This window comes from Marinobacter psychrophilus (genome assembly GCF_001043175.1).
GTDB lineage: Bacteria > Pseudomonadota > Gammaproteobacteria > Pseudomonadales > Oleiphilaceae > Marinobacter > Marinobacter psychrophilus.
In genome coordinates this window covers 1,958,244-1,979,714 of record NZ_CP011494.1, presented here as the reverse complement: position 1 = coordinate 1,979,714, position 21,471 = coordinate 1,958,244, and the positions used below count along the sequence as shown (strand labels likewise).

The window sequence follows — 21,471 nt, the reverse complement described above, 5'->3', positions numbered from 1 at the left end:
GCATTTAAATAAAAATTCAGGGTTAATTACTAAATAATTTAATATTAAAATAATAATACATCGACTTCTCATATGGTAAATAAATTCCATAAATAAAACATTCAATATGCTTCAGATATGTACGAAAAAGCATTGCACTATAGTAGTATTAGGAATGTCTGGCTCTTGAGGTTAGTAGTTATGTTTACTGGCTTTTAGAGTTAGGCAATTGCTAGTTTCCTTGCACGGTATGTAAAAGGAATAGAAACATGTTAGAACTCCAAAGTTTATCGATTGATCAGTATGGTTTCATAGGAAATGTTTTTTCTTTTGGTCTGGCCGTTATGGCTTCGACAACGCTGTTTTTGTGGCTAATGATGTCGTCGGCTGCGCCGACGTATCGCATGGCGATAACGATCAGCGGTCTGGTAACGGCTATCGCAGCCTACCATTATCTCCAAATTATGCTGTCTTGGGACGGTGCCGCGTCGGTAGCGTCGGGTGAGGTGGTTGTTTCTGGAGAAGGCTTCAACCGCGCCTATCGTTATGTAGATTGGCTGTTGACCGTACCGTTGCTGCTAGTTGAACTGATTCTGGTTATGAAGCTTAGCAAGGCTGAGACACTGAGCCGTTCAATTAGGCTTGGCGGTGCGGCCGCGCTGATGATCGTTCTTGGCTATCCCGGTGAAGTAGCTGGAAACGTGGGAACCCGCGCGATCTTCTGGATTTTGTCGATGATTCCGTTTATTTACATTGTACGCGAGCTGGTTATTGGCCTGAAAGAGTCGATTTCTAAGCAGCCAGACAACGTTAAAGGCTTGATCAGCAAGGCAGCTATTCTGGTTGTTGCGTCTTGGGCTTTCTACCCAATTGTGTACCTGCTGCCGCTGCTTGGCGTAACAGGTGGATCTGCAATTGTTGTTGTAGAAACGGGTTATACGATTGCCGACATTATGGCAAAGGCTGTATTTGGATTGCTGATCTTTGTTATTGCCATTCGCAAGAGCGAAGCAGAAGCAGACGTAAACGCAGTAGAAGCTGCTCCAGCAGAGCAGGCAAGCCCGGTAAAAAAAGGCTCCTGAACGCAGTTGGAAGACGTTCTGACAAGTGATCACTAATTGTCAGCTATCGTGATCAAACCGGCACGGAGCTTGTATCCGTGCCGGCCACGCCTTCTTTCCTGACAGATGGAAGGAGTTGAACAACCAACTGACAGCGCTCATCCCCGCGTAGGGAGAATAACGATGGCGGTTTCTGCCTTAGTCGCCGGTGTACCTTTGAAAAAAGATACAAACGCTGCTGTTGTTTCGGCCCAGGTTACCACATCGGCCGATGAAGCTATTTATGCCCAGGAACTGGTGCAAGTCAGAGCAATGATGCTCAACGGTTTGCAGGGCGTCATGCAAGGGCCCGCGAGCGATGCCAGTCTGTATCAAATCAGCACCCGCGGTAGTTTGATAAGGGCGCGTCTGGCGCTTGCCAGTTGCAGAAGTTTTCAATGTTCACACGAATACGCGCTTGTCGCTGCGGCATCTTGCGAACTTATCCATAATGCGTCTCTGGTACACGATGACCTCCTCGACGGCGACCAGCTTCGCAGGGGACACCCGACAGTATGGAAAAAGCACGGCGAAGGTGTCGCTCTGTGCGCCGGCGACTTGCTTCTTTGCGCGGCTTTTACTCTGGCCGCTGGTCTTGAGGATCCTCAAAAGTGCCGGGTTTTGACGCGACAACTAGCCACAATGACCAGCCGAGTGATTGTTGGACAAAGCATCGAAATAGCTCCGCTCAGCCCCAATAGCCGGCCCCGGTTTATGGCCTATATAAAAGCAGCGCGGGCAAAAACGGTACCACTGATTCAGCTTCCGATGATGACCGGCGCCATAGCTGCTAACGCAGATCAGTCCGTATTTGACACCATACAGCGGTTCGCAGATGCCGTAGGTCTGGCCTATCAGATTATCGATGACCTTGACGATCTGGCAGAGCCTGGCACCGATGTACGCAGTCAGTCAAAAGCACTTCATCCGTTTCATGCGTGGCACCACCATCGCGCTGCAGTAAGCGACAGCCCGCGGCAAAGAATTCTGAGAGCGACCCGCCACGCGCAAGCATTATTGCAGCGTGGGCAACGTCAGCTAGAGCGTCTTGAACAACAGATACCCGTGCCCATTACGCCGACATTAGGCCCATTGCTGATGAAATTAGAGCACCGAGTGCAAGCACACAGCCACTCTTTTTAGTTATGCGGAGAACAGTGCCATGAAACAAACAGCTGAGGTAAATGCCGCGAAAACAGCGGTTGTCGTAGGTGCCGGATTCGGCGGGCTGGCTGCCGCGCTGCGCCTGCTGGCGCGGGGCTATACCGTTGACCTGCTGGAAAAGCACGACGATATGGGCGGGCGGGCCCGAACCTTAACGCTGGATGGCCACAGCTTTGATGCCGGGCCAACGGTTATTACGGCACCTTTTCTTTTCGCAGAATTGTTCGAGCGTTTTGGTGAATCTTTTGAAGACCACGTAACGCTGTTGCCGGTTTCACCGTTTTACCGCATGGACTTTGCCGATGGCAGCCACTTCGATTATCAAAGCACCACCGAGGCGCTGATTGAGGAAATTGAGCGTTTGTCGCCGGGCGAGGGCGAGCAATATTTGCACTTCCTGAAAGCTGCCGACGCCATGTACGATCGTGGCTTTACCGAACTGGCGCAGCGGCCATTTACGCGTATTGCAGACATGCTGGAGGTTTTGCCAGACCTTATCAAGCTCAGGGCCGACCGTAGTATTTATCAATTTGTGTCCCGGTTTTTTAAAGATGAACGTTTGCGCAGGGCGTTCTCGGTACCTTCTTTGCTGGTTGGCGGCAATCCATTTCATACCTCAGCGCTCTATGCTCTGATTCATGCACTGGAGCGCAAAAGCGGCGTATGGTATGTACAAGGCGGAACCGGTGCGCTTGTTACGGCATTAGCGGAACTGTTTCAGCGGCACGGCGGCGGTCTGCACCTGAGGCAGTCGGTGAAGTATCTGGAAATGGATGGCCTGAATGTAAGTGCCGCAGTAACCGACCAGGGCAAACGCTTTGGCGCCGACCTGTTAGTAAGCAACGCAGATCCACTGTACGTTTACGATCAGTGGATTGAACGAACTACTCGCCAACGCCTGGCTGACAGTCATAGGGGGCGGTTAAAGCAGTCGATGGGGCTGTTCGTACTGTATTTCACCACCGAACGAGTTTACTCAGACCTTGCGCACCATACGATAGTGTTTGGTGAAACCTTTCGCGAAATTCTGACCGAGATTTTTCAGCAGCGTCAGATCCCTGATGATCTGAGCCTGTACCTGCATCGCCCCGCGGCAACAGATCCGACTATGGCACCTGCAAACGGTGACGCCTTCTATGTATTAGCGCCGGTGCCGAACCTTCAGGGCGACCAGGATTGGGACAAAATTACGCCGGATGTTGAACAGCATATTATCCGCATACTAACGCAGCGACTGATGCCCGATCTTCCGCAGCAGATTCGCGCCAAACGCAGCATTTCGCCGACCTATTTCCACACCGAACTGAACAGTCCTTTTGGCAGTGGATTTTCGATTGCCCCCACGCTTACCCAATCGGCCGGGCTGCGTTTTCATAACCAGTCTCCACGCTACCGAAATCTGTTTTTCGTGGGTGCGGGTGTTCACCCCGGCGCTGGTGTGCCCGGGGTGGTGTGCTCAGCCGGCGTGGTTGAGCGTCTGGTCGTCAGAACCTTTGAAGCCGACACAGGCAAATACGCAAGCAAGTCAGGCGCAAGCGGCAAAAAAAATGAGCGGATCTTTGACTGAGTCAGACTCATCCGAAACTGGCGCTGATGTTTTGCGGCGTAGAGCTTAAAGCTTTTATTGCGCTGGCCAGCTGTTGACCGAAAATCAGCTAGGGAGTGCGGCAAGTCTTAACCCACTGCGCCGCAACATAGATGACCCGGCCACGGCCAGTGCCAGTGCCTTTCCGCTAGAACCATTCATGAAAGGAGTACTACCATGGTAACGAACACCGCCAACAGTGGAAATCTGCTTTATTGGAGTTCTGCTGGGCGCTCTTACCAGTTCACAATATTGGTTATTGCCTGTCTGGCACTGGGCGGCAGTTTTTTTCTGCCGGTCTTGTCAATTGAGCAGCAGTTCTGGATTGTAATCGTGCCAATCGGTGTGTTTGGACTGTCCCACGGCGGCGCTGACACGTCTATTCTTAAAAAGCTGACAGCAACGAGTAAGAGCAACGTGCTACTTCTTCTGCTCGCTTATATGTTGGCCTCACTAGCGTTTGTTGCGCTCATCTGGACCTTGCCATTGGTGGCACTGTTGGTGTTTCTGGGAATGTCGGTCTGGCACTTTGGTTACACCGACGAAGCTTTCTTAAGCTCCGAACGAGATCTTCTGTTGCGTTGTTTGAGCGGAAGCATGGCTGTTCTGGGCCCGATACTTGGGCATCCACAGCAAACAAGTGAGTTATTTTCCTGGCTGATTAAAATAGAAACGTCGGCGGTGCTTGACGTACTGGTATGGATGGGACCCTTGTTGGCAGGACTTTGGCTGCTGGGCTTCGCATATATGATGCTCAGAAAATCCAATCGACCCTCGCTGAGAGTTCTGGCTGAATGGTGTCTGGTTGGAGCGACCTTGATTGTGTTGCCGCCGCTTCTGAGCTTTGCGTTTTACTTCTGCGTTATTCACAGCATGCGTCACTTTCTGGCAATTTCAGAGCATTGCTTATTATCGAATCAGAAAAGCCTGGCTAAGGCTTTTCCAGCCCGCAAAATTATACCGTCAACACTGGGTGCCCTCGTGTTGGCTATTGTTGCTTGGGGAATAATTGTATGGATAGAGCCTTCCCCGAGCTTGTTGACCGAGGCAATCAGAGTTATGTTTTGGGCGTTGGCAGCGTTAACGTTTCCGCATGCGATCATCGTCAGACTGTGGTGGGATCAGCGGCCTGCTGAGTAAGAAAGCAGGGGACAGATTTGAAATCTGTCCCCTTTGGTTACTGCCCCCCAAATAATTTTCTCCGCAAACAGTTTCAACCTGTTCCGCTAATCTATTTAAGAAATGCTGGATTTCAACCCTCGAACTGGTTGTCCGTCTTACCTGCCAATCCACGCAAAAAGTGGTCCAGAGAAATGTTGCGGGGTTGTTCGCGAAGGGCTTTCAGCAGACACTCCTGGTCGCCAAATATGACCTGATCGTAACGCGGCTCACGGTCGTAGCCTCGAGTTACAGATGGGACGCTTCCCGGCCTCGAAGACCCGGGCGCAACCTGGCTTGCTATATCTCGTAAATAGGTGGCCAAGTGGGCTCGTTGAGTAATGCTAAGGGCTTCCCAGTCAAGTGCTGCCAGTCCAGTCTGGATAATTTCTATAGTGTCGTCGTCCATCGTGCGCCCAAGCAATGCAAAGCAAGCCGACAATGCCTCATTACGAAGTATTGGCGGTAATGACGGATCAGAGACAAGGTCATCGAATTCGACAACAGCCTGCCGAACCCGGGTCCCAAGGTCTGCTTTCGGCGGCGTGGGTTCGCTAGAGGGCGTTGCTGTTGGTCTATCCTGTTCCGATCTCCGAACGGCCTTGTACCAATAGGCTGCAATTCCGGATTTTCTGGGCGGCAGTTGTTCCAACCTTATCTTCACCCTGTCTGCCAGTGAATGAAACTGCTGACAGGACGGGTCTGACTGAGCCAGCAAGGCCACCGGGCGCTGCGTGATCACTGATCGGCGCAGTGTCTCGTCACGCCAGATGGCGCCCAGATAGTGTGGCTGCACGTTCAAGTGACTTTGCGATGCCGCTGCAAAGCGCTGAAATATCGATTGTGCCTGACTGGCACCATGAGCCATGTTAACCAGCACACTCGGGGTACGCCGGTAGCCTTGCCGCTGCAACACCTTGATGAGCGAAAATGCATCGGTTAGAGAAGCCGGGTCAGGAGTAACCACCACACATGCCATAGCAGCGGAGGCAATCATGTGAAGTACAACTGGCTGCAGGCCAGCGGCAGTATCAATAAGAACATAATCGTAACGGCGTTCAAGTGCCGCAAGGCTTTTGAGCAAATCTAGACTGCCGGCAACACCTAAGTCCATACAGCGTTGCACACCCGATGCACCAGGAATCACATGCAGTCCCAGCGGTGCCTCCATGATAATCTCATCAAGTGTGCATTCCCGGCGAAGGACGTGTTCCAGAGTGTGTCTCGGATACTGACCCAGCATGATGGCAACATTGGCAAGATCCAAGTCTCCATCGAGCAGCAGCACGCGGTGACCCTCGCGCGTGAGGGCCAACGCAAGATTGATGGCAACAGAAGTTTTACCGACACCACCTTTACCGCCGGTGACAGCAATAACCCTGGGCTGGGTTGAAACATGCCTCGAATCCGTCATCGGCCTCTCTTTGATACTGACCTCAAAACCACGGCCAAAGAAGTAAAACAGACTAATTTATGACATTAATTCTACCGCGAACATGCAAGACAATATAGCCAGCGAGACGACACTTCGGGTACTTTCGTTGTATTTCTGACAATCTTTTGAGTGGCAATATCAGGTAGATCACACAGCATAAGTCTAATTAGCGGATTTTCGATTGCCAAAATTGTGAGACTCAAATCGGATTTTAATCCATTCAGAATTTAGGAAAATTTTCAATAGCCTGTATTTATTTTATGGAATTGATTGTTTAAACTCTCATAATTATGGTAATTATAAATGAAGTGTCAGATGTAAATGACCGGTAATTCTATGCAAATATCTCCTAATACAGAATTACCCAGCCTCCCCGAAGTCACCCTCAGGGCGCTGGAAGCGTGTCGAAAGGAAGACAGCTACCGTCATATCAGCAATATTATCTCGGCCGACACTGCCCTCACCACGCAAGTACTGGCCATGGCTAATTCATCACTCTACGGCCGGTCAGGAGAAATTCGCTCGGTTGAGCAAGCACTGCTCCGGCTTGGCACTGAACGTTTACGCACACTGATTCTCACTGCCGCACTCCGGCAGTTGATGTTCGATCTTGGTGCAGACCAGTGGCAGCAACTTCGTGATTTCTGGCGCCACTCTCTCACCACCGCACTGACCGCCAAAACCCTCGCCACGCTTACCCGCTACCCCTCGGCGGACGAAGCCTTTATGTTAGGAATGCTCCATAACATTGGCGAACTGATTGCTCTGAAAATGACTCCGGGTGATCTTCAACAGCAGTATCTCGATCATCAGGCAGAGATCGGAGCGCAGCTTGCTCAGGCCTGGGGGCTGGGGCAGATGGCAGCAGATGCCATGCGTTATCAAAAGGCGCCGGCGTCTGAAATCCGTGATGCGGCCCATCTGGTCAAGTTGATTAATCTGTCAACGCGGTTGGCTCAGTCCGATGCGGCCGGTATTGCTGCAGCAGGCACCATTTTCAGTCTCAGTGAAGATCTTACCCGGGAATTATCACTGCGTATCAATCATGAAGTTGCTGCCCTCGCGCAATCGTTGGGGGTCACCCTTGAACATATCTATGACGGCCACAAAGCAAGCCAGACATTGCGCAATACCGTTCTTCGCCAAGCAATGACCGACCAGGCTCTCAGCCCGGCCAACGATTCAGGCCCGGCGCTAGCGAACACAGTGGTCAACCTCACTCTACTAACAGGTTGCCCCAGCCTATTTTTCAGAGTTGACGATGGCATTCTGATCCTGGCATCGGATAGTCAAGGCGAACCGCCCGACATGACGATTGTTGCCGCTTCCACAGGCAGTGTGCTGACGCAAAGCTTCAGGGATCAAAAAGCTTTACTGCTGGCTGAACGTTCGCCCAACGTGCTCGACAAACAATTATTGGCGCTACTTAACACATCGTCCCTCATGGCTGTTCCGGTGCTGTTCAAAGACGTTTGTCAGGGCGTTTTTGTGATTGGCACCGATGCCGAAAACAGCGTGTCAACGTTGGAACTGGCAGAAATGTTCTGCGCGCGATTGTCACATCTCAGTGAGAGCAAAGAGGCTAAAAATCAGAACGACGTGACAACAGCTGATATTGACCAAGCCCTTGCTCGTGACAATATACGGCGTCACATTCATGAGATCAGCAATCCTTTGACCATCATTCGGCAGTACATTTTTCAACTGCGGGGACGGCTTGAAAATGAACAGATTCGGGAACAGCTGGATATTATCCGGGAAGAGCTTGAGCGCGCCGGCAATCTATTGGTGCAGATGGGTGAGAGCCAAGAACCCAACCTGAACACCGACGAGCCAACAAATCTTAATCAAGAGTTGAGAGCCCTGCACGCCCTGTTTCAAGATAGCTTGTTCAGAGATGGCGATGTTGATTGCGATCTAGTTTTGAGCGAAGAATCAACAGACCTAGCTGCTGGCAGGGCGCCGGTACGCCAGGTGATTCTGAACCTGATCCGAAACGCGGTCGAGTGCATGCCAGATGGGGGGGGGCTCAGGCTTGAAAGCGCCTCGCCCGTATGGCAACAAGGCCGGCAGTGGATCGAAATGCTGATCGAAGACAACGGCCCAGGTTTACCGAAAGCCATACAAAGCAGCTTGTTCAAGCCTGTAAAGTCCAGTAAGGGCGTGACCCACAGCGGGCTAGGGTTAAGCATTGTCAAACAACTCATCGATGACATGGAGGGCATCATTGGATACCGCACGGGGAACTCTGGCACCAGTTTCAGGGTTCTCCTGCCTGCAGCATCCGATTCCAGCAAAGGTCCGACATAAATCATGAGCGGCGCGCGATGACACGGCAACTAATCCACTCGCCAGTGACTGACTCTATCGTGGCCAGGATACTTGTCGCCGATGACGACCCGAGGCTGCTGAGCAGCCTCTCCTCTCTGCTGGCGCAACAGGGTTATCTTGTAACGTCGGCGTTGGGCGGAAGAGAAGCCTGCAGACAGCTGAACACGCGCACCTTTGACCTCGCCATGCTCGACCTGAGAATGCCTGAATTAGACGGCTTTGAGGTCATGGCCCATGCCGCAAAGGTTCAGCCCAAATGCGGCATTATCGTCGTCAGTGGAGAGAGTTCTTTCAGCTCTGTCAGTCGTGCGCTGCGCAAAGGAGCTCAAGATTACATCAAGAAACCCTTTGACCCGGACGAAATGCTTACCACGCTGGAAGCTGTATTGGGCAAACAGTCTCTGGTCAGAGCTCATACCGATGTGCAACAGCGACTTGAAAAGTCCGAGGCACTGCACCGTTACATCGTCAACAACTCCCCAGACATTGTCTTCATGCTTGATGACCAAGGGCGCTTCTGTTTCATCAACAGGAAGATTGAATCGTTGTTGGGCTACAACAGTGAAGAGCTCAACGGAAAGCATTTCCGGCACCTACTTGACGAACAGGACATTGCTCGCGGTACTCATCCCCTCCGAGACCCAAGCGTTACACCTGAAAATCCCCGCACCTTCGAAGTGAAACTCAAAACCCGAGGTAGCCAAAAAGCCAATCGCTATTTCGAGATCACTGCGTTTCCGATTGATCACGGAACCTTGCCTCTGGGGGCCGATTTCAATGCCCGCACCTCTGGTCCCAAGGCGCGGTTTTACGGCACCGCGAGAGACGTGACTGAACGCAAGGAAGCGGAAGCCTTCATAAATTTCCAGGCCTACCACGATTTGTTAACCCGGTTGCCCAACCGGGCACTGTTCACCGACCGGTTGAGCCTTGCAATCACCCAAGCAAGTCGCAGCAAACAGAAACTCGCAGTCATGTTTCTGGATCTGGACCGGTTCAAAGTAATTAACGATACGTTAGGCCACGCCATGGGTGACGTTTTGTTGCAAGTGGTCACCCAACGTCTGGAAAGTTGTCTCCGCAAAGGTGACACACTTTCACGATTTGGCGGTGACGAGTTCACACTGTTGCTGCCCGCCATTAACAGCAGTAACGATGCCCGGCGTATTGCCAAAAAACTGATTGATGCCCTCAAAGCACCCTTTCAATTGGGCGAACACGAAGTCTTTGTCGGAGTTAGTATCGGCATCTCCCTTTACCCGGAGGCCGGCACCTCAATGGATCAGCTGATCCAGAACGCAGATATTGCCATGTATCACGTAAAGGCCCGGGGCAAGGATGGCTACCGCTTTTACAGCGAATCCATGAACATCGACACCGTCAACCGTCTCAGTCTGGAAAGGGATCTCAGGCAGGCTCTCGAGAACAACGAACTGCGGGTTTACTACCAGCCGCAAGTTTGCGCCAAAAGCGGACGCATTGTGGGACTGGAGGCGCTGGTTCGCTGGCAACACCCGGATCGAGGACTGCTCTACCCCAAAGATTTTCTTCCATTGGCCGAAGAAACCAAACTGATTGTAGCGCTTAGCGAGCAGGTACTGGCCCAGGCGTGCCGGCATGTCAAAGGGTGGATATTGGATGGCAACAGGGATTTGAGGCTGGCAGTAAACATGTCGCCGATTCAAGTAGAGCACCCGCGATTTGTCGAAAACCTAATCAGGCAACTCAAAAATGAAGAGTTCCCAGCCAGCCATCTGGAAATCGAAATTACCGAAAATGTCATTATGAATGACCTTAAGCAGATCAGCCAAAAGCTCCAACAACTGGCCGACCATGGAGTCCGCATTGCAATCGATGATTTCGGTACCGGCTATTCTTCGCTGAACTACCTTCACCAGTTGCCTATCCACACGTTAAAAGTAGATCAGTCGTTTATCCGCGGAATTGGAAATGGAGAAGACGACGCCTGCATCGTCAATGCTATCGTGGCCATGGCTCACGGCCTGAGGTTGGACATTATTGCAGAAGGCGTAGAAACAGATGCGCAACTGGCTTATTTGAGAGGGCTTGGCTGCCAGCAGATACAAGGCTTCCTCTACGGTCCTGCTCAGCCCCCCGAAGCCATTTCAAGGATGTTGGATGGTCAGCGAGTAAGAGCCGTAGTCTGACGAATGTCCCATCAAGGTGGTAAAAACAGCTGTTATTGAAAATAATGGCCAAATCGAACATTAAAAGGATTAGATTAGCGGTCCAATCCAAAAATCATCACTATCAAGGACTAACGTGTCAGTACCCTTTACCGGTGAGCCGCTGTTCGATACTGCTCACTATCTTGAAGATCTGTCAGACTTTCATTGCCACCCATCCATACCGACATTTCTGGCGTCTCTACCGCAGCCCTTGACTACACTGCGCGATGATTATGAAATTAGTCGCCAATTTCTGATGAAATACGCCGATGTGCCGGGAACGTTTTCACGCTTTCGTGGTGAGGTTCAGCGTTTTCTGAATTATCTTTGGGTAACCACCAAACGCACGTTGGCGCAAACCGATGCCGATGTTGTGACCGCGTATTTCAAGACCTTGAAGAATCCACCCCATAGCTGGATTGCCCGCGGTGTATTTTCGGCTTTCACCCATGCCAACGGTTTACGCCTACCAAACCGCCAATGGCGTCCGTTTGCGCTGCGCTCCAGCGATGAAAACGCCGTTTACAATGCCAGCCAAGCAAGCCTGAACGCCAGTCGAACGGCTTTACAAACATTCTTTAAATATCTGGTTTACCGACAATATCTGCTAACAGACCCGCTTAGCGACTTACGCCGCCGTGATCGTCGCGCCAAACCGCAAATGGCCAAAGATCTCGAAGTCGCTGTGCGCCGGCTAACCGATTGGCAGTGGTCCTGGTTGCTAGAAACCTTGGTTACCGAAGCAGATCAAAACCCCAAATGTGAACGACATTTGTTTGTGATTGTTACCATGAAATCGTTGTTTCTTCGGGTTGGCGAGTTGGCGCCGCGTCCTCTTGACGATGGCGCAGACCGGATTCCAGTTTTTGGTGATTTCCGCCGGAAAGTCATTCAGGGCGAGCAATATTGGTCGTATTTTGTGTTTGGTAAAGGCGACAAAGCCCGTTCAGTCACCCTACCCGATGCCTATCTCCCTTACCTGAAACGTTGGCGTGCCTACTTGGACTTACTATCGCCTATGCCAGACCCGGGCGATTATCACCCTATCCTACCCTCAACCCATGGCATAGCGCTGGGCAAACGTCAGGTTCAACGCATTTACGAGCAGGCCGTTATGTTCGCTGTTACGCGAATGGAGGAAGCCGGTTTTGTCGACGAAGCCCGACAGCTTGAAGCGATAAGGTCAGAAACCCATTACCTGCGCCACACCGGCGCCAGCCAGGCGATCGAATCCGGCGCGGATATTCGCCACATCAGTGAAGAACTCGGCCATGCCAGCGCGGCTTTTACCGAGTCGGTTTACGTTAACTCGGATCAGGCCCGCAAGCGGTTTCAAGGCCGCGAGCGAAAAGTATGAGAAAAGTTGAGGGTTTGTAACCCCCCTATTTCTTTCCAAGGCATGATTGGAGCCCGTCCGCGATCTCGATCAATAAGTCTGGGTACAGGTTGGCGCCGGTCGCCAGGCCTGATCCTAATGGGTCAATAACTCCAGACGTGTTAACACCCGTTCCGCCAAAAACCGCTTTAACGATACCTGGGTTGTATTGTGGCTCAGTGAACACACAGCTTACGTCTAAATTTGTCACAACTGCTCTGATTTCTGCAATCCGGGCCGGGCTTGGTTTTGATGCATCCCCGATCGAGATTGCCCCTGCTGCCAGAATGCCAAAGCGTTTTTCGAAATATTGGTAAGCATCATGGAAAACAATGAATTGTTTATTTTCGAGTTGCGCTATGGTGATTTCAATACGACTGACCGCAGCATCAATGTCAGCTTTTCCAATCGCTGAATTTTCAAGGTACTGAGCGGCATTTTCAGGATCTTCTTCAGCCAGAGCCGCTGCGATCACATCAAGCCAGACCTTTCCGTTGGCGGGGTCTAACCACGCATGCGGGTCAGTACCACTGTGTTCGTGATGATGGCCTTCATTATGCTCATCGTCTTTCTCTTTCCCATCTTGGAGGTCATCATGAGTGTCGTGTTCACCCTCCTTTTCCTCGTCGTGATCGCTATCACCATGAGCATCGAAAGTGGCTCCTTCTCTGAAGGCATAGGTCGTTGTGCCCATCGCCTCCAACAACTCGACTTTCGTTGAATCGGGAGACAGTTTATCCAGAGACCTTTCAAGCCAGGGTGTCAGGCCCTCTCCTACCCAGAACACGACGTCCGCTTCCTGTAGTGCCCGAGCTTCCGACGGGCTGAGCGAATAGTTATGCGGCGAAGCGCCAGACTGAACAAGCAGATCCGGTCTGCCTACTCCAGCCATTACCTGCGACACGAGGGAGTGAATGGGTGTGATGTCAGTCGCAACATTGGGCACAGCATTTGCACTAAACGGCAAGGTCGCTATAAACGCGGTAGCCATTAATTTTTCCCGCTTACTCATGTTCTTTTTGCCTTTTCTTAATGGAAGCTTTATTGCTTTAATGATATGTTATAACATCCTATTTAACTAGAAAAGAGGTTTATGTTGTGAAAGCTGAAAAATGCTTCAGACCTGCGCGGATGTGTGTGACCTGTTTTCAATGGAAAAACAAATGAGAGTCCTTGCCACCAAAAACCTGTCCGTCAGTTTTGGCGGGAACCAAGTATTGAAAGATATTAATATCCATATAGAGCAAGGCGAAATTGTGACGATTATCGGGCCGAACGGGTCAGGAAAATCGACGCTTCTGCGCGCGATTATCGGTGCCCAGGTACCTACGTCCGGCAAGGTTGAAATTACCAGTAAGCAGATTATTGGCTACGTACCACAACGCCTCAATATCGATGAAACCCTCCCAATGACGGTCTATCGGTTCCTATCGCTGCCCAGGCGCCAGCAACCAGGTGACATGGACGCTGCTCTTCAGCAAGCGGGGTTGTCCGGCCTTGGCAAACAGCCGTTAAGTACTCTGTCCGGAGGGCAGTTCCAGCGCGTTTTGCTGGCCCGAGCCCTAATAGAGAAACCGAGTCTGCTTTTGTTGGATGAGGCCACCCAGGGGTTGGACCATTCTGGCTCAGCAGACTTTTACCGACAGATTGAGCGGGTGCGGCAGGAACTGGGTTGCGCCATCCTGATGGTAAGCCATGAGCTGCACACTGTGATGCGAACATCAGATCGCGTTATCTGCCTTAATGGCAGCATTTGTTGCGAAGGCGCGCCTGAGGTTGTTAAGGTCGCCCCCGAATATCGATTATTATTTGGCCTCGATGATGCCGAAATGTTCGCTAGTTACCACCATCATGACCCTGCGACTCCCCGGCACGAGGAAGCGATTTAATGTTCGAAGACTTTATGTTCCGTGCTACCCTTGCCGGCCTTGGTGTCGCAATCGCCGCAGCGCCGCTTGGCTGTTTTATTGTTTGGCGGCGTATGGCTTTTTTCGGCGATGCAACCGCACATGCCGCCATTTTAGGGGTAGCTTTGTCACTTACGTTATCCATGCCAATATTTGCAGGGGTTTTGGTGGTATCGCTATTAATGGCTCTGGCCGTTACAACTCTGAGTGAACGCGGTTACGCCATGGATACTCTGCTTGGTGTCTTGTCGCACTCTTCGCTGGCGTTCGGCCTGGTGGCAGTTTCATTTTTGTCGGGTATCCGCATCGACCTGATGGCTTATCTGTTTGGTGACATCCTGTCTGTAGGCACCCTTGACCTTGGCGTGATTTGGGGCGGTGCTGCACTGGTTCTCACGTTGGTTTGTTGGCGCTGGTCAGCTCTGCTTACATCAACCGTTAACCCTGAACTCGCTTGCGCAAGTGGCATTTTACCTAAGCGAGAGAAAATGATTCTCACCTTATCGTTAGCGGTTGTTGTAGCTGTCGCCATCAAAGTTGTGGGTGTATTGCTGATTTCCGCCATGCTGATCATACCGGCAGCGACCGCTCGACCCTTTAGTAGAACGCCAGAAGCAATGGCTATCATTGCAGCGATTATCGGGTGCGGTGCCTCACTTGCCGGCTTGCAAGCGTCTTACCTAATGAACACCCCGACAGGCCCAACAATCGTTTGTACTGTTGCAGTGCTCTTCGGTGTGTCCAGCGCTTTCCGATACTTCATCCAGCCACAAAAAACTCATGCCTGACCGGCGATTCTGAGCAGCTCGCGGAGACAGTTCATAACTATGTTATTTCGACACTTTTTTACACGTACCCACAAGATCATTCTTTCCTTGGCAATTTTTTTCGTTGCCGTCGCCCTATTAATCCAACTGGACAACCCAGACACCCTGAATGCTAAGCCAGATAGGAATTTGGCCGCCGTGTCTCAGCCCACATCTCTGCAATCTCTGCAATCTCCGCAATCTCCGCAATCTCCACAATCTCCACAATCTCCACAATCTCCACAATCTCCACAATCTCCGCCGGCCAGCGAGCCTGAAACACAGAGTTACCTAATCAAAAAGGGAGATACCCTGAGTGACATTTTCGAATCAAAAGGTATTCCTGCGTCTGTGCTGCACCAGGTTCTTGAAGCTGACGTCGAGTATCTATCCCTTGAAACACTGCAACCCGGAAAACGGGTCACGTTCAAGTACGACAGACACCGAGCGCTTGAGGCATTAGTACTGCGCATTGATGCGGCCAGAACCATTACCTTTGCCATCCAGGACGATGGCGCATTTGTTGCCCGCAAAGAGGAATCCGAGACCCATTGGTACTCTGCCATTACCCGCGGGGCTATAAAGGGAAGTTTTTATGCCTCTGCTGTCAAGTCTGGACTCAGTGACGCCGAGGTGGCGGAGGTGGCTAACCTTCTAAAAAGCAAAATTGATTTTCGGCGCGACCTCAGGTCCGGGGATACTTTCACTGTTATCACGGGTCGCGAGATGACTCACGATTCGCCAACAGGCCGCCAACGAATTGAAGCGGTATCCCTGCTCCGCGGGCTTAAAGCCTACAACGCGTTTCTCTTCGACGATGGCAACTACTATAACGAGACCGGCGAGAGCGTTTTGCTGGCTTTTTTGCGTTGGCCCACCGAAAAACGTTTCAGAATAAGTTCCTCGTTCAGTTCTGATCGTCTCAACCCGATTACCGGTAGACGATCACCCCATAACGGTGTCGATTTCGCAACACCTGTTGGAACACCCATTGTAAGCACCGGCGATGGCGTCGTTTCGCGTGTTGGCAACCATCGCTTTGCCGGGCGGTATATCGATATCAATCACAGCGGAACCTTTGAAACACGCTACCTCCACTTGAGCAAAGTTCTGGTTAAACAGGGTCAAAGAATAAAGCGGGGCCAAAAAATAGCACTAACAGGCAATTCGGGGCGCTCAACAGGGCCCCATCTGCATTTCGAGTTTCATGTGAACGGCCAACCCGTTGATCCGCTGACCGCGGATATTCCGACGGCCGCCAAAGTGCCTGACGTCAAACTTGCTTCCTTTAAAGCACAAGTCAGCAAACAACTGGCGTCCATGCAGTCCCAAATCAGCTTAGATGTTATTTTGGCAACCGGTTCGCCGCAACCCACTCGAACCACTAAAGAAAATGAGGGGCTTCACGACATCAACTGACGCAGGCCTTACAGGCTAGAAGGCTCGCTTCGAAGCCTTCAAAAACCATTTCGTCATTGTCGATGCCTTCGATGCAACTCTCCTTGGCCTCGTCCAACTCCACCTCAGTTAACGCCTGGTCGCTGAAGTTATAGCCAAAAACACCGTCTGACGTAATGAATATGGCTTTTACCCTCTGTGGGGTAAGACCGGAAAAGAACGCAAACAACCGGCCTCTATCAAACAAAATGCTGGCGTGAAAACGCCAGCCAATCGACGTAAAACCATCAGCCTGTTTTTTGATTGTCATGTAATCACCAGCAGCCAAGGGCCTGTGATCTGGGCGCTCTGTGGATTCGTGTTGCCCAAAGGCGTTTTTTGATAACGCGGGCATCGTGAAGCGCCGGGGAGGGTCAGGCTCGAACGTTGCGTGGGCAGAAGGGGCCGAAAGGGCCTTGAACGGAATCTGCCCGAAACGCACGCGATACAACGGTTTTTCGTGACAGGATTTTTCCACAAGGTAAGCATTCAAGGAAGAAAAGTCTTCATCTGTGCACTGATCGGACTTACTTGCCACGATTACATCGGCTACCGCAATTTGCTGGATGAAGGTGGCGTTTGAGGTATAACGCGAATCTCGTGTGCGCCGGGGGTCTACCAGGGTCAGCGTCGCTCTCAAATCAATAACGGCGGCGTAATGCGGCTAGCTCAGCGACTCAATCACCTCCTGCGGGTGCCCCAACCCCGTCGGTTCGATGAGCAACCGGTCTGGTTTTGCGTCCATCAATAATCTGTTCAACGCCATTTGCATGGGCAAACCTGAAACGCAACACATGCAGCCGCCGGGTACCTCACGGATAAAAACGCCAGTTTGAGCGCCCTGGCCTCCAGCCATCAAACCGCCGTCGATACCTATTTCGCCGAACTCATTGACCAATACCGCCCAACGTTCATTGGCAGGCTTACTGGCCAACAGATGCAAAATTGCAGTGGTTTTGCCCACCCCCAAGAATCCGGTGATGATATTGGTTGGCACTGCTTTGGTTATTTTCATACTTGCACTCTCGTTAATACTGCCGGCTCAGGGGGCGCTTCCTATGAAACCTTCCGCTGTTTTTTCAGTCTCAATGCAGCCGTTTTTGTCGTCGTCTGTTTCTCGGGCCGCTTCATTCCTTTCCAGGCTTTGATTTCCGCCCGTGTGCGGCCGCAACTCCGGCAGACGCCGCCGTCCAATTGACAAACAGAATTACAGGGGCTTTCTATTTCCTTCGCCATGGGGGTTATGTGCCTGTGAATAGTCAGGTGTTGCTCTTCCTAATGTCTGGAGCGCCGTAACTGCGTCAGCCGTGCTAACCAGTTACCCTTTTGGGAGTTCGTGCAAGCTTCCTCGCTGTCGAACTGAAGACAATCAGAAATTATCCCTCGGTCCAGGCCGGTTTGTTCAAGCGCGTCAAGGGTCCGCTCATGCGCGTACTGTTTAAAACCATCGACAAGCGCGTACTCAAGGTTAGCCCGGGTATCGAAAATCCAGGTCACCCGAAGGCCCGCCGGAAACTGATGTGTACCGTTATCGTGGGTTAACCAACAAAAGCCGGGTACTTCAGCTTCTGCGGCCTCGCAGGCTTCGGTAAGCGCCACAACGAACTGGCGTTCCATGTGTTTAAGTTCACGTTTATTAGGCTTCATAGTGTTATACAGTAACATGATGAACGGGTCAGATTCGCGTTAATCAAAAAACAAGGAGCCTCTGTGTCCACCAGCGTCGAAATGAGCGGCATTCACCTTACCTATCCAACGGATTCAGGTGCTGTCGCTGTGCTCAATAACGCGTCACTCAAGGTTCCACCCGGCGAGACCCTGGCGATTATGGGCCCATCTGGAAGCGGCAAGACCTCCCTGCTTCTGCTTCTTTCTGGTCTTGAGCGCCCAGACAAGGGCGAGATCCTGATTGGTAGCCAGCGCCTTGGCGACATGGACTCAGATGCACTGGCCGACTGGCGCAGCAAACACCTGGGCATTATTTTTCAGTCGTTTCATTTGCTGCCGGGCCTCAGCGCGCTGGGTAACGTCAGCCTACCGCTTGAAATTGCCGGGCAAGCCCAAGCCCGTGAGCAAGCGAGTGCCATGTTGGAAGCGGTTGGGCTGAGCCATCGATTGCAGCACTATCCAGCACAGCTGTCTGGTGGCGAGCAGCAGCGTGTAGCGATTGCCAGAGCACTGGTACATCAGCCGAGTTTGCTGCTGGGTGACGAGCCTACTGGCAATCTGGACCAGGAAACCGGCGAGAAAGTGCTTTCGCTGCTATTCGACCTGCATAAGAAAAGCAAGTCTACACTGGTGCTGGTGACCCACGACAAGCGTGTCGCGGAGCGCTGTCAGCACAGGGTTCAGATGGACGGAGGGCACCTCTATGAAATCTGAAAAATCCACCAGACCGTTCTGGATGCTAACATTCGCGATTTCGGATCTACGCTCGCGTATCTCTGCGCTCAAGGTTTTTCTGGCCTGCCTCATATTGGGCATTACCTTGGTGGCTGCCACGGCCAGTCTCTACCGGGTTATCGAGCAGAGTCTACTAGCGGATACCCGCACGCTTCTGGGCGGCGACGTCGAGTTAGAAGCCAGTGAGCCTCTGCCGGATGAAGTGCTTGCATGGATCCGTGCAACGGGCAACCTTTCGCTGGTTCGAGAGCTCGACACTATGGTCAATGGAGTGGCGGTCAGTGGGGTAACCGTCAGTGGTGCTGATGAAGCGGGTGATGATAGCGGCGCAAGCTTTGTCAGAGCCGAGATACTGATTCCTGATGCCGCCTATCCGCTTTACGGCGAGCTACAACTGATGCCGGACCAACCACTGGCAGAACTCACAGCACGCAAAGATGGTCTTTGGGGGGCCATTATTGACCCTATGCTCGCTGAGCGTCTGGGCCAGTCCGTTGGCGATCAAATTCAGATTGGCGCTGCAATCTTTCGCATCAGCGGCCTTATTCAGCTGCAGCCGGATCGTAGCTTGATGGCCAACTGGCGCGGTTTGCCGATCATGATTTCCGAAGCAGCGGTAGAGGCAACCGGGCTGATTCGGCCTGGTAGCCGTGTTGATTACGAATACCGGGTTCAGACTGACCGCGACCTGGACGTCTGGCTGAATGAATTCGAGCAGGCGTTTCCCAAAACCCGCTGGGATACCACAACCTTTGCCGAGCGCAGCGAGCGCCTGTCTGAACGGCTTGACCAGATCGCAACGGCACTCATTCTGATCGCATTTACTACGCTGTTCATTGGCGGCCTAGGTGTCGCCAACAGCATCCACGCCTACCTGACCGAGAAGCTTGGCACCATCGCCACACTGCAAACTCTCGGTTTACGGCGCAGGCCTTTGGTGGCCATTTACCTTCTTCAGATCGGCCTGTTGGGCAGTCTGGCAGGCATCATCGGCGGCGCCATCGGGTTGGCACTGTCTGCTGCTGCACTTGGTTTAGCCGGCGATGCCTTTGCGCTGCCCGGATCTGGCGATACTGGAATGACTGGCCAGTGGATAGCACTTTGGCTTGCGCCATTGCTGTTGAGCTGGCTATTTGCCGTGCTGACGGCCTATGTTTTCGCACTTCCGGAGCTGGCCAGAGCACTCGCTGCGTCGCCGGCCGGGCTGTTCCGAGGCCGGGTTCAGGCGGCCAGTCATGAGCCTCGCAGCTGGCGGGTAGCGAGTTATATTCTGCTAGCGGTCTACATTGCGGCCACTCTACTCTGGTTGCCCTCTCCGCAACTGGGGCTTCTTTTTTTGCTGGCTGTCGTTCTGCTCTGGGGTTTACTTGAAGGTTTGATCAAAGGACTGCAACGCGCTGCCAGGGCGCTGGAAAACCGCGGCTTTGCCGGTCGAAATTTTGCCCGCCGATTGGCGCTGGCCAATTTGCACCGGCCAGATTCACCCTTGCGGGCAACCCTGCTCTCGCTGGGTACAGCGCTGACACTTGTGGTGGCTTGCACTCTGCTTGTGGGCACCCTACTTCGAGCGTTGGAATCCACAATACCGACTGAAGCCCCTGCCCTGATTCTGTATGAGGTTTTTTCTGATCAGATTGACCCGCTCAAGACTGGCCTCGAAGCCCTTGATCCGGCCAGCCGGATTGAACTCCTGCCACTGGTTCGTGGCCGCCTGGCAGCGATCAACAACGAGCCAATCGCGGCTGTTCTGGCAGACAACGCGCAAGCCAGACGCGAGGCCATGGGTGATGAGTACAAGTTCAGTTATTTGTCAGGAAATCCGGAAGATCTAGAGTTGGTCAGTGGTAACTGGTGGTCGTCACCGGCACCAGAGGGTGAACCCGCCTTCATGGCGATGGAAGATCGAGAAGCCCATCAGCTCGGGCTGACAGTAGGAGATACAGTCGAATTTCAGGCTGAGGGCCAGACAATTGCTGCTGAAATCAAAGCCATATACCAGCAAAAAGGCCTTCAAACCCGATTCTGGTTCGAAGGCGTTCTACAGGATGGCGCGCTGGACGAATTGGTTGGCAGGTACGTGGGCGTGGTCTACCAAACCGACTCGGCTGCAAAAACGTCACAGCAGTGGCTCGCCAGAAACATCCCGAATGTAATTACCCTGCGCACGGCCGACTGGCTCGAGACCGCCGGTAACCTGCTGAACAAAGCGACAGCCGGGCTCGCCACCGTTGCTTTAGTAAGCCTGACGGCAAGCCTTCTTGTGCTGTCCAGCGTTGTCAGTGTCAGCCGCAGGCGACAGCTTTACGAGGCCAACCTGCTTTACTGCCTTGGCGCCAGACACCAAGCTATCTGGCAGTCAATGCTAATGGAAACCGGGTTACTTACCTTGCTCTCTACCTTTTTCGCAACTGTACTCGGAGCGCTGATTGCTATTCCACTGGCGAGCCTGTTGTTAAAACTTCCAGCAGGCGATCTGTGGTGGCTTGGCGCGCTAGTGGCGGGCGCCGTTAGTTCGATTGCCTTGCTGGCCGGCCTGCTACCGACACTGCGGGCGCTGAGGCTGAACCCGGCCCTGCTGCTGCGGGAAGGTTGAGAAGATACC

Annotated in this window: 15 protein-coding genes and 1 pseudogene; 12 read left to right on the top strand and 4 right to left on the bottom strand. The window is 52.4% G+C overall.

Features of this window, described 5'->3' with window-relative positions:
- Nucleotides 1-248 precede the first annotated feature (248 nt).
- The 4 genes from ABA45_RS08875 to ABA45_RS08860 all read left to right on the top strand — a co-directional run bounded on the left by ABA45_RS08875 (nt 249) and on the right by ABA45_RS08860 (nt 4,968).
- The gene (locus ABA45_RS08875) at nt 249-1,061 is read left to right on the top strand and encodes a bacteriorhodopsin-like (RefSeq protein WP_048385446.1); all 813 of its coding nucleotides are present in this window, start codon (nt 249-251) and stop codon (nt 1,059-1,061) included.
- Between the two features lie 162 nt (nt 1,062-1,223).
- Nucleotides 1,224-2,222 (top strand): polyprenyl synthetase family protein, encoded by a 999-nt coding sequence (locus tag ABA45_RS08870; protein ID WP_048385444.1) that lies wholly within the window; start codon nt 1,224-1,226, stop codon nt 2,220-2,222.
- Nucleotides 2,223-2,241: 19 nt separating this feature from the next.
- Nucleotides 2,242-3,810 (top strand): phytoene desaturase family protein, encoded by a 1,569-nt coding sequence (crtI, locus tag ABA45_RS08865; protein ID WP_084708302.1) that lies wholly within the window; start codon nt 2,242-2,244, stop codon nt 3,808-3,810.
- 195 nt (nt 3,811-4,005) lie between these two features.
- Nucleotides 4,006-4,968 (top strand): Brp/Blh family beta-carotene 15,15'-dioxygenase, encoded by a 963-nt coding sequence (locus ABA45_RS08860; protein WP_048385442.1) that lies wholly within the window; start codon nt 4,006-4,008, stop codon nt 4,966-4,968.
- Nucleotides 4,969-5,080: 112 nt separating this feature from the next.
- On the opposite strand, the gene ABA45_RS08855 is transcribed toward ABA45_RS08860, so the two are convergent.
- Entirely contained in the window at nt 5,081-6,400 is a 1,320-nt protein-coding gene (locus tag ABA45_RS08855) for an AAA family ATPase (protein WP_048385439.1), read from the bottom strand.
- Nucleotides 6,401-6,757: 357 nt separating this feature from the next.
- Here ABA45_RS08855 and ABA45_RS08850 point away from each other — a divergent pair, with 357 nt between their 5' ends.
- The 3 genes from ABA45_RS08850 to ABA45_RS08840 all read left to right on the top strand — a co-directional run bounded on the left by ABA45_RS08850 (nt 6,758) and on the right by ABA45_RS08840 (nt 12,298).
- A complete protein-coding gene (locus tag ABA45_RS08850; RefSeq protein ID WP_048385437.1) occupies nt 6,758-8,731 on the top strand; it encodes an HDOD domain-containing protein in 1,974 nt (657 codons plus the stop codon).
- A gap of 17 nt (nt 8,732-8,748) precedes the next feature.
- The gene (locus ABA45_RS08845) at nt 8,749-10,920 is read left to right on the top strand and encodes an EAL domain-containing protein (protein WP_048385435.1); all 2,172 of its coding nucleotides are present in this window, start codon (nt 8,749-8,751) and stop codon (nt 10,918-10,920) included.
- Nucleotides 10,921-11,035: 115 nt separating this feature from the next.
- A complete protein-coding gene (locus tag ABA45_RS08840) occupies nt 11,036-12,298 on the top strand; it encodes a tyrosine-type recombinase/integrase (RefSeq protein ID WP_048385433.1) in 1,263 nt (420 codons plus the stop codon).
- Between the two features lie 25 nt (nt 12,299-12,323).
- Here ABA45_RS08840 and ABA45_RS08835 read toward each other — a convergent pair whose 3' ends face one another.
- Entirely contained in the window at nt 12,324-13,328 is a 1,005-nt protein-coding gene (locus ABA45_RS08835) for a zinc ABC transporter substrate-binding protein (protein WP_048385431.1), read from the bottom strand.
- A 139-nt stretch (nt 13,329-13,467) separates the two neighbouring features.
- Between ABA45_RS08835 and ABA45_RS08830 the strand changes: the two genes are divergently transcribed.
- The 3 genes from ABA45_RS08830 (at nt 13,468) to ABA45_RS08820 (ending at nt 16,448) form a co-directional block, all read left to right on the top strand.
- A complete protein-coding gene (locus ABA45_RS08830; protein ID WP_198147096.1) occupies nt 13,468-14,205 on the top strand; it encodes a metal ABC transporter ATP-binding protein in 738 nt (245 codons plus the stop codon).
- Nucleotides 14,205-15,011 (top strand): metal ABC transporter permease, encoded by an 807-nt coding sequence (locus ABA45_RS08825; RefSeq protein WP_048385429.1) that lies wholly within the window; start codon nt 14,205-14,207, stop codon nt 15,009-15,011. Before ABA45_RS08830 ends, ABA45_RS08825 begins: the two co-directional genes overlap by 1 nt.
- A gap of 177 nt (nt 15,012-15,188) precedes the next feature.
- Nucleotides 15,189-16,448, top strand: a complete 1,260-nt coding sequence (locus tag ABA45_RS08820; protein ID WP_406564658.1) for a peptidoglycan DD-metalloendopeptidase family protein — start codon at nt 15,189-15,191, stop codon at nt 16,446-16,448.
- Here the strand turns inward: ABA45_RS08820 and ABA45_RS08815 are convergent.
- Nucleotides 16,441-17,481 (bottom strand): annotated as a pseudogene (locus ABA45_RS08815) (CobW family GTP-binding protein). The gene ABA45_RS08820 and the pseudogene ABA45_RS08815 overlap by 8 nt on opposite strands.
- Before the next feature lie 41 nt (nt 17,482-17,522).
- Nucleotides 17,523-17,702 carry a DUF1289 domain-containing protein gene (locus ABA45_RS18500; RefSeq protein WP_084708301.1) on the bottom strand — a complete coding sequence of 60 codons (180 nt, stop codon included), beginning with the start codon at nt 17,700-17,702 and terminating at the stop codon, nt 17,523-17,525.
- A 492-nt stretch (nt 17,703-18,194) separates the two neighbouring features.
- Here ABA45_RS18500 and ABA45_RS08805 point away from each other — a divergent pair, with 492 nt between their 5' ends.
- Both ABA45_RS08805 and ABA45_RS08800 read left to right on the top strand, forming a co-directional pair.
- A complete protein-coding gene (locus ABA45_RS08805; protein ID WP_048388864.1) occupies nt 18,195-18,848 on the top strand; it encodes an ABC transporter ATP-binding protein in 654 nt (217 codons plus the stop codon).
- The gene (locus ABA45_RS08800) at nt 18,838-21,462 is read left to right on the top strand and encodes an ABC transporter permease (protein WP_048385423.1); all 2,625 of its coding nucleotides are present in this window, start codon (nt 18,838-18,840) and stop codon (nt 21,460-21,462) included. Before ABA45_RS08805 ends, ABA45_RS08800 begins: the two co-directional genes overlap by 11 nt.
- Nucleotides 21,463-21,471 lie beyond the last annotated feature (9 nt).

Coding starts and splice junctions, on each gene's coding strand:
- ABA45_RS08875 (WP_048385446.1), top strand. CDS start 249: ATGTTAGAACTCCAAAGTTTATCGATTGATCAGTATGGTTTCATAGGA.
- ABA45_RS08870 (WP_048385444.1), top strand. CDS start 1,224: ATGGCGGTTTCTGCCTTAGTCGCCGGTGTACCTTTGAAAAAAGATACA.
- crtI (WP_084708302.1), top strand. CDS start 2,242: ATGAAACAAACAGCTGAGGTAAATGCCGCGAAAACAGCGGTTGTCGTA.
- ABA45_RS08860 (WP_048385442.1), top strand. CDS start 4,006: ATGGTAACGAACACCGCCAACAGTGGAAATCTGCTTTATTGGAGTTCT.
- ABA45_RS08855 (WP_048385439.1), bottom strand. CDS start 6,400: ATGACGGATTCGAGGCATGTTTCAACCCAGCCCAGGGTTATTGCTGTC.
- ABA45_RS08850 (WP_048385437.1), top strand. CDS start 6,758: ATGCAAATATCTCCTAATACAGAATTACCCAGCCTCCCCGAAGTCACC.
- ABA45_RS08845 (WP_048385435.1), top strand. CDS start 8,749: ATGACACGGCAACTAATCCACTCGCCAGTGACTGACTCTATCGTGGCC.
- ABA45_RS08835 (WP_048385431.1), bottom strand. CDS start 13,328: ATGAGTAAGCGGGAAAAATTAATGGCTACCGCGTTTATAGCGACCTTG.
- ABA45_RS08830 (WP_198147096.1), top strand. CDS start 13,468: ATGGAAAAACAAATGAGAGTCCTTGCCACCAAAAACCTGTCCGTCAGT.
- ABA45_RS08825 (WP_048385429.1), top strand. CDS start 14,205: ATGTTCGAAGACTTTATGTTCCGTGCTACCCTTGCCGGCCTTGGTGTC.
- ABA45_RS18500 (WP_084708301.1), bottom strand. CDS start 17,702: ATGGCGAAGGAAATAGAAAGCCCCTGTAATTCTGTTTGTCAATTGGAC.
- ABA45_RS08805 (WP_048388864.1), top strand. CDS start 18,195: ATGAGCGGCATTCACCTTACCTATCCAACGGATTCAGGTGCTGTCGCT.
- ABA45_RS08800 (WP_048385423.1), top strand. CDS start 18,838: ATGAAATCTGAAAAATCCACCAGACCGTTCTGGATGCTAACATTCGCG.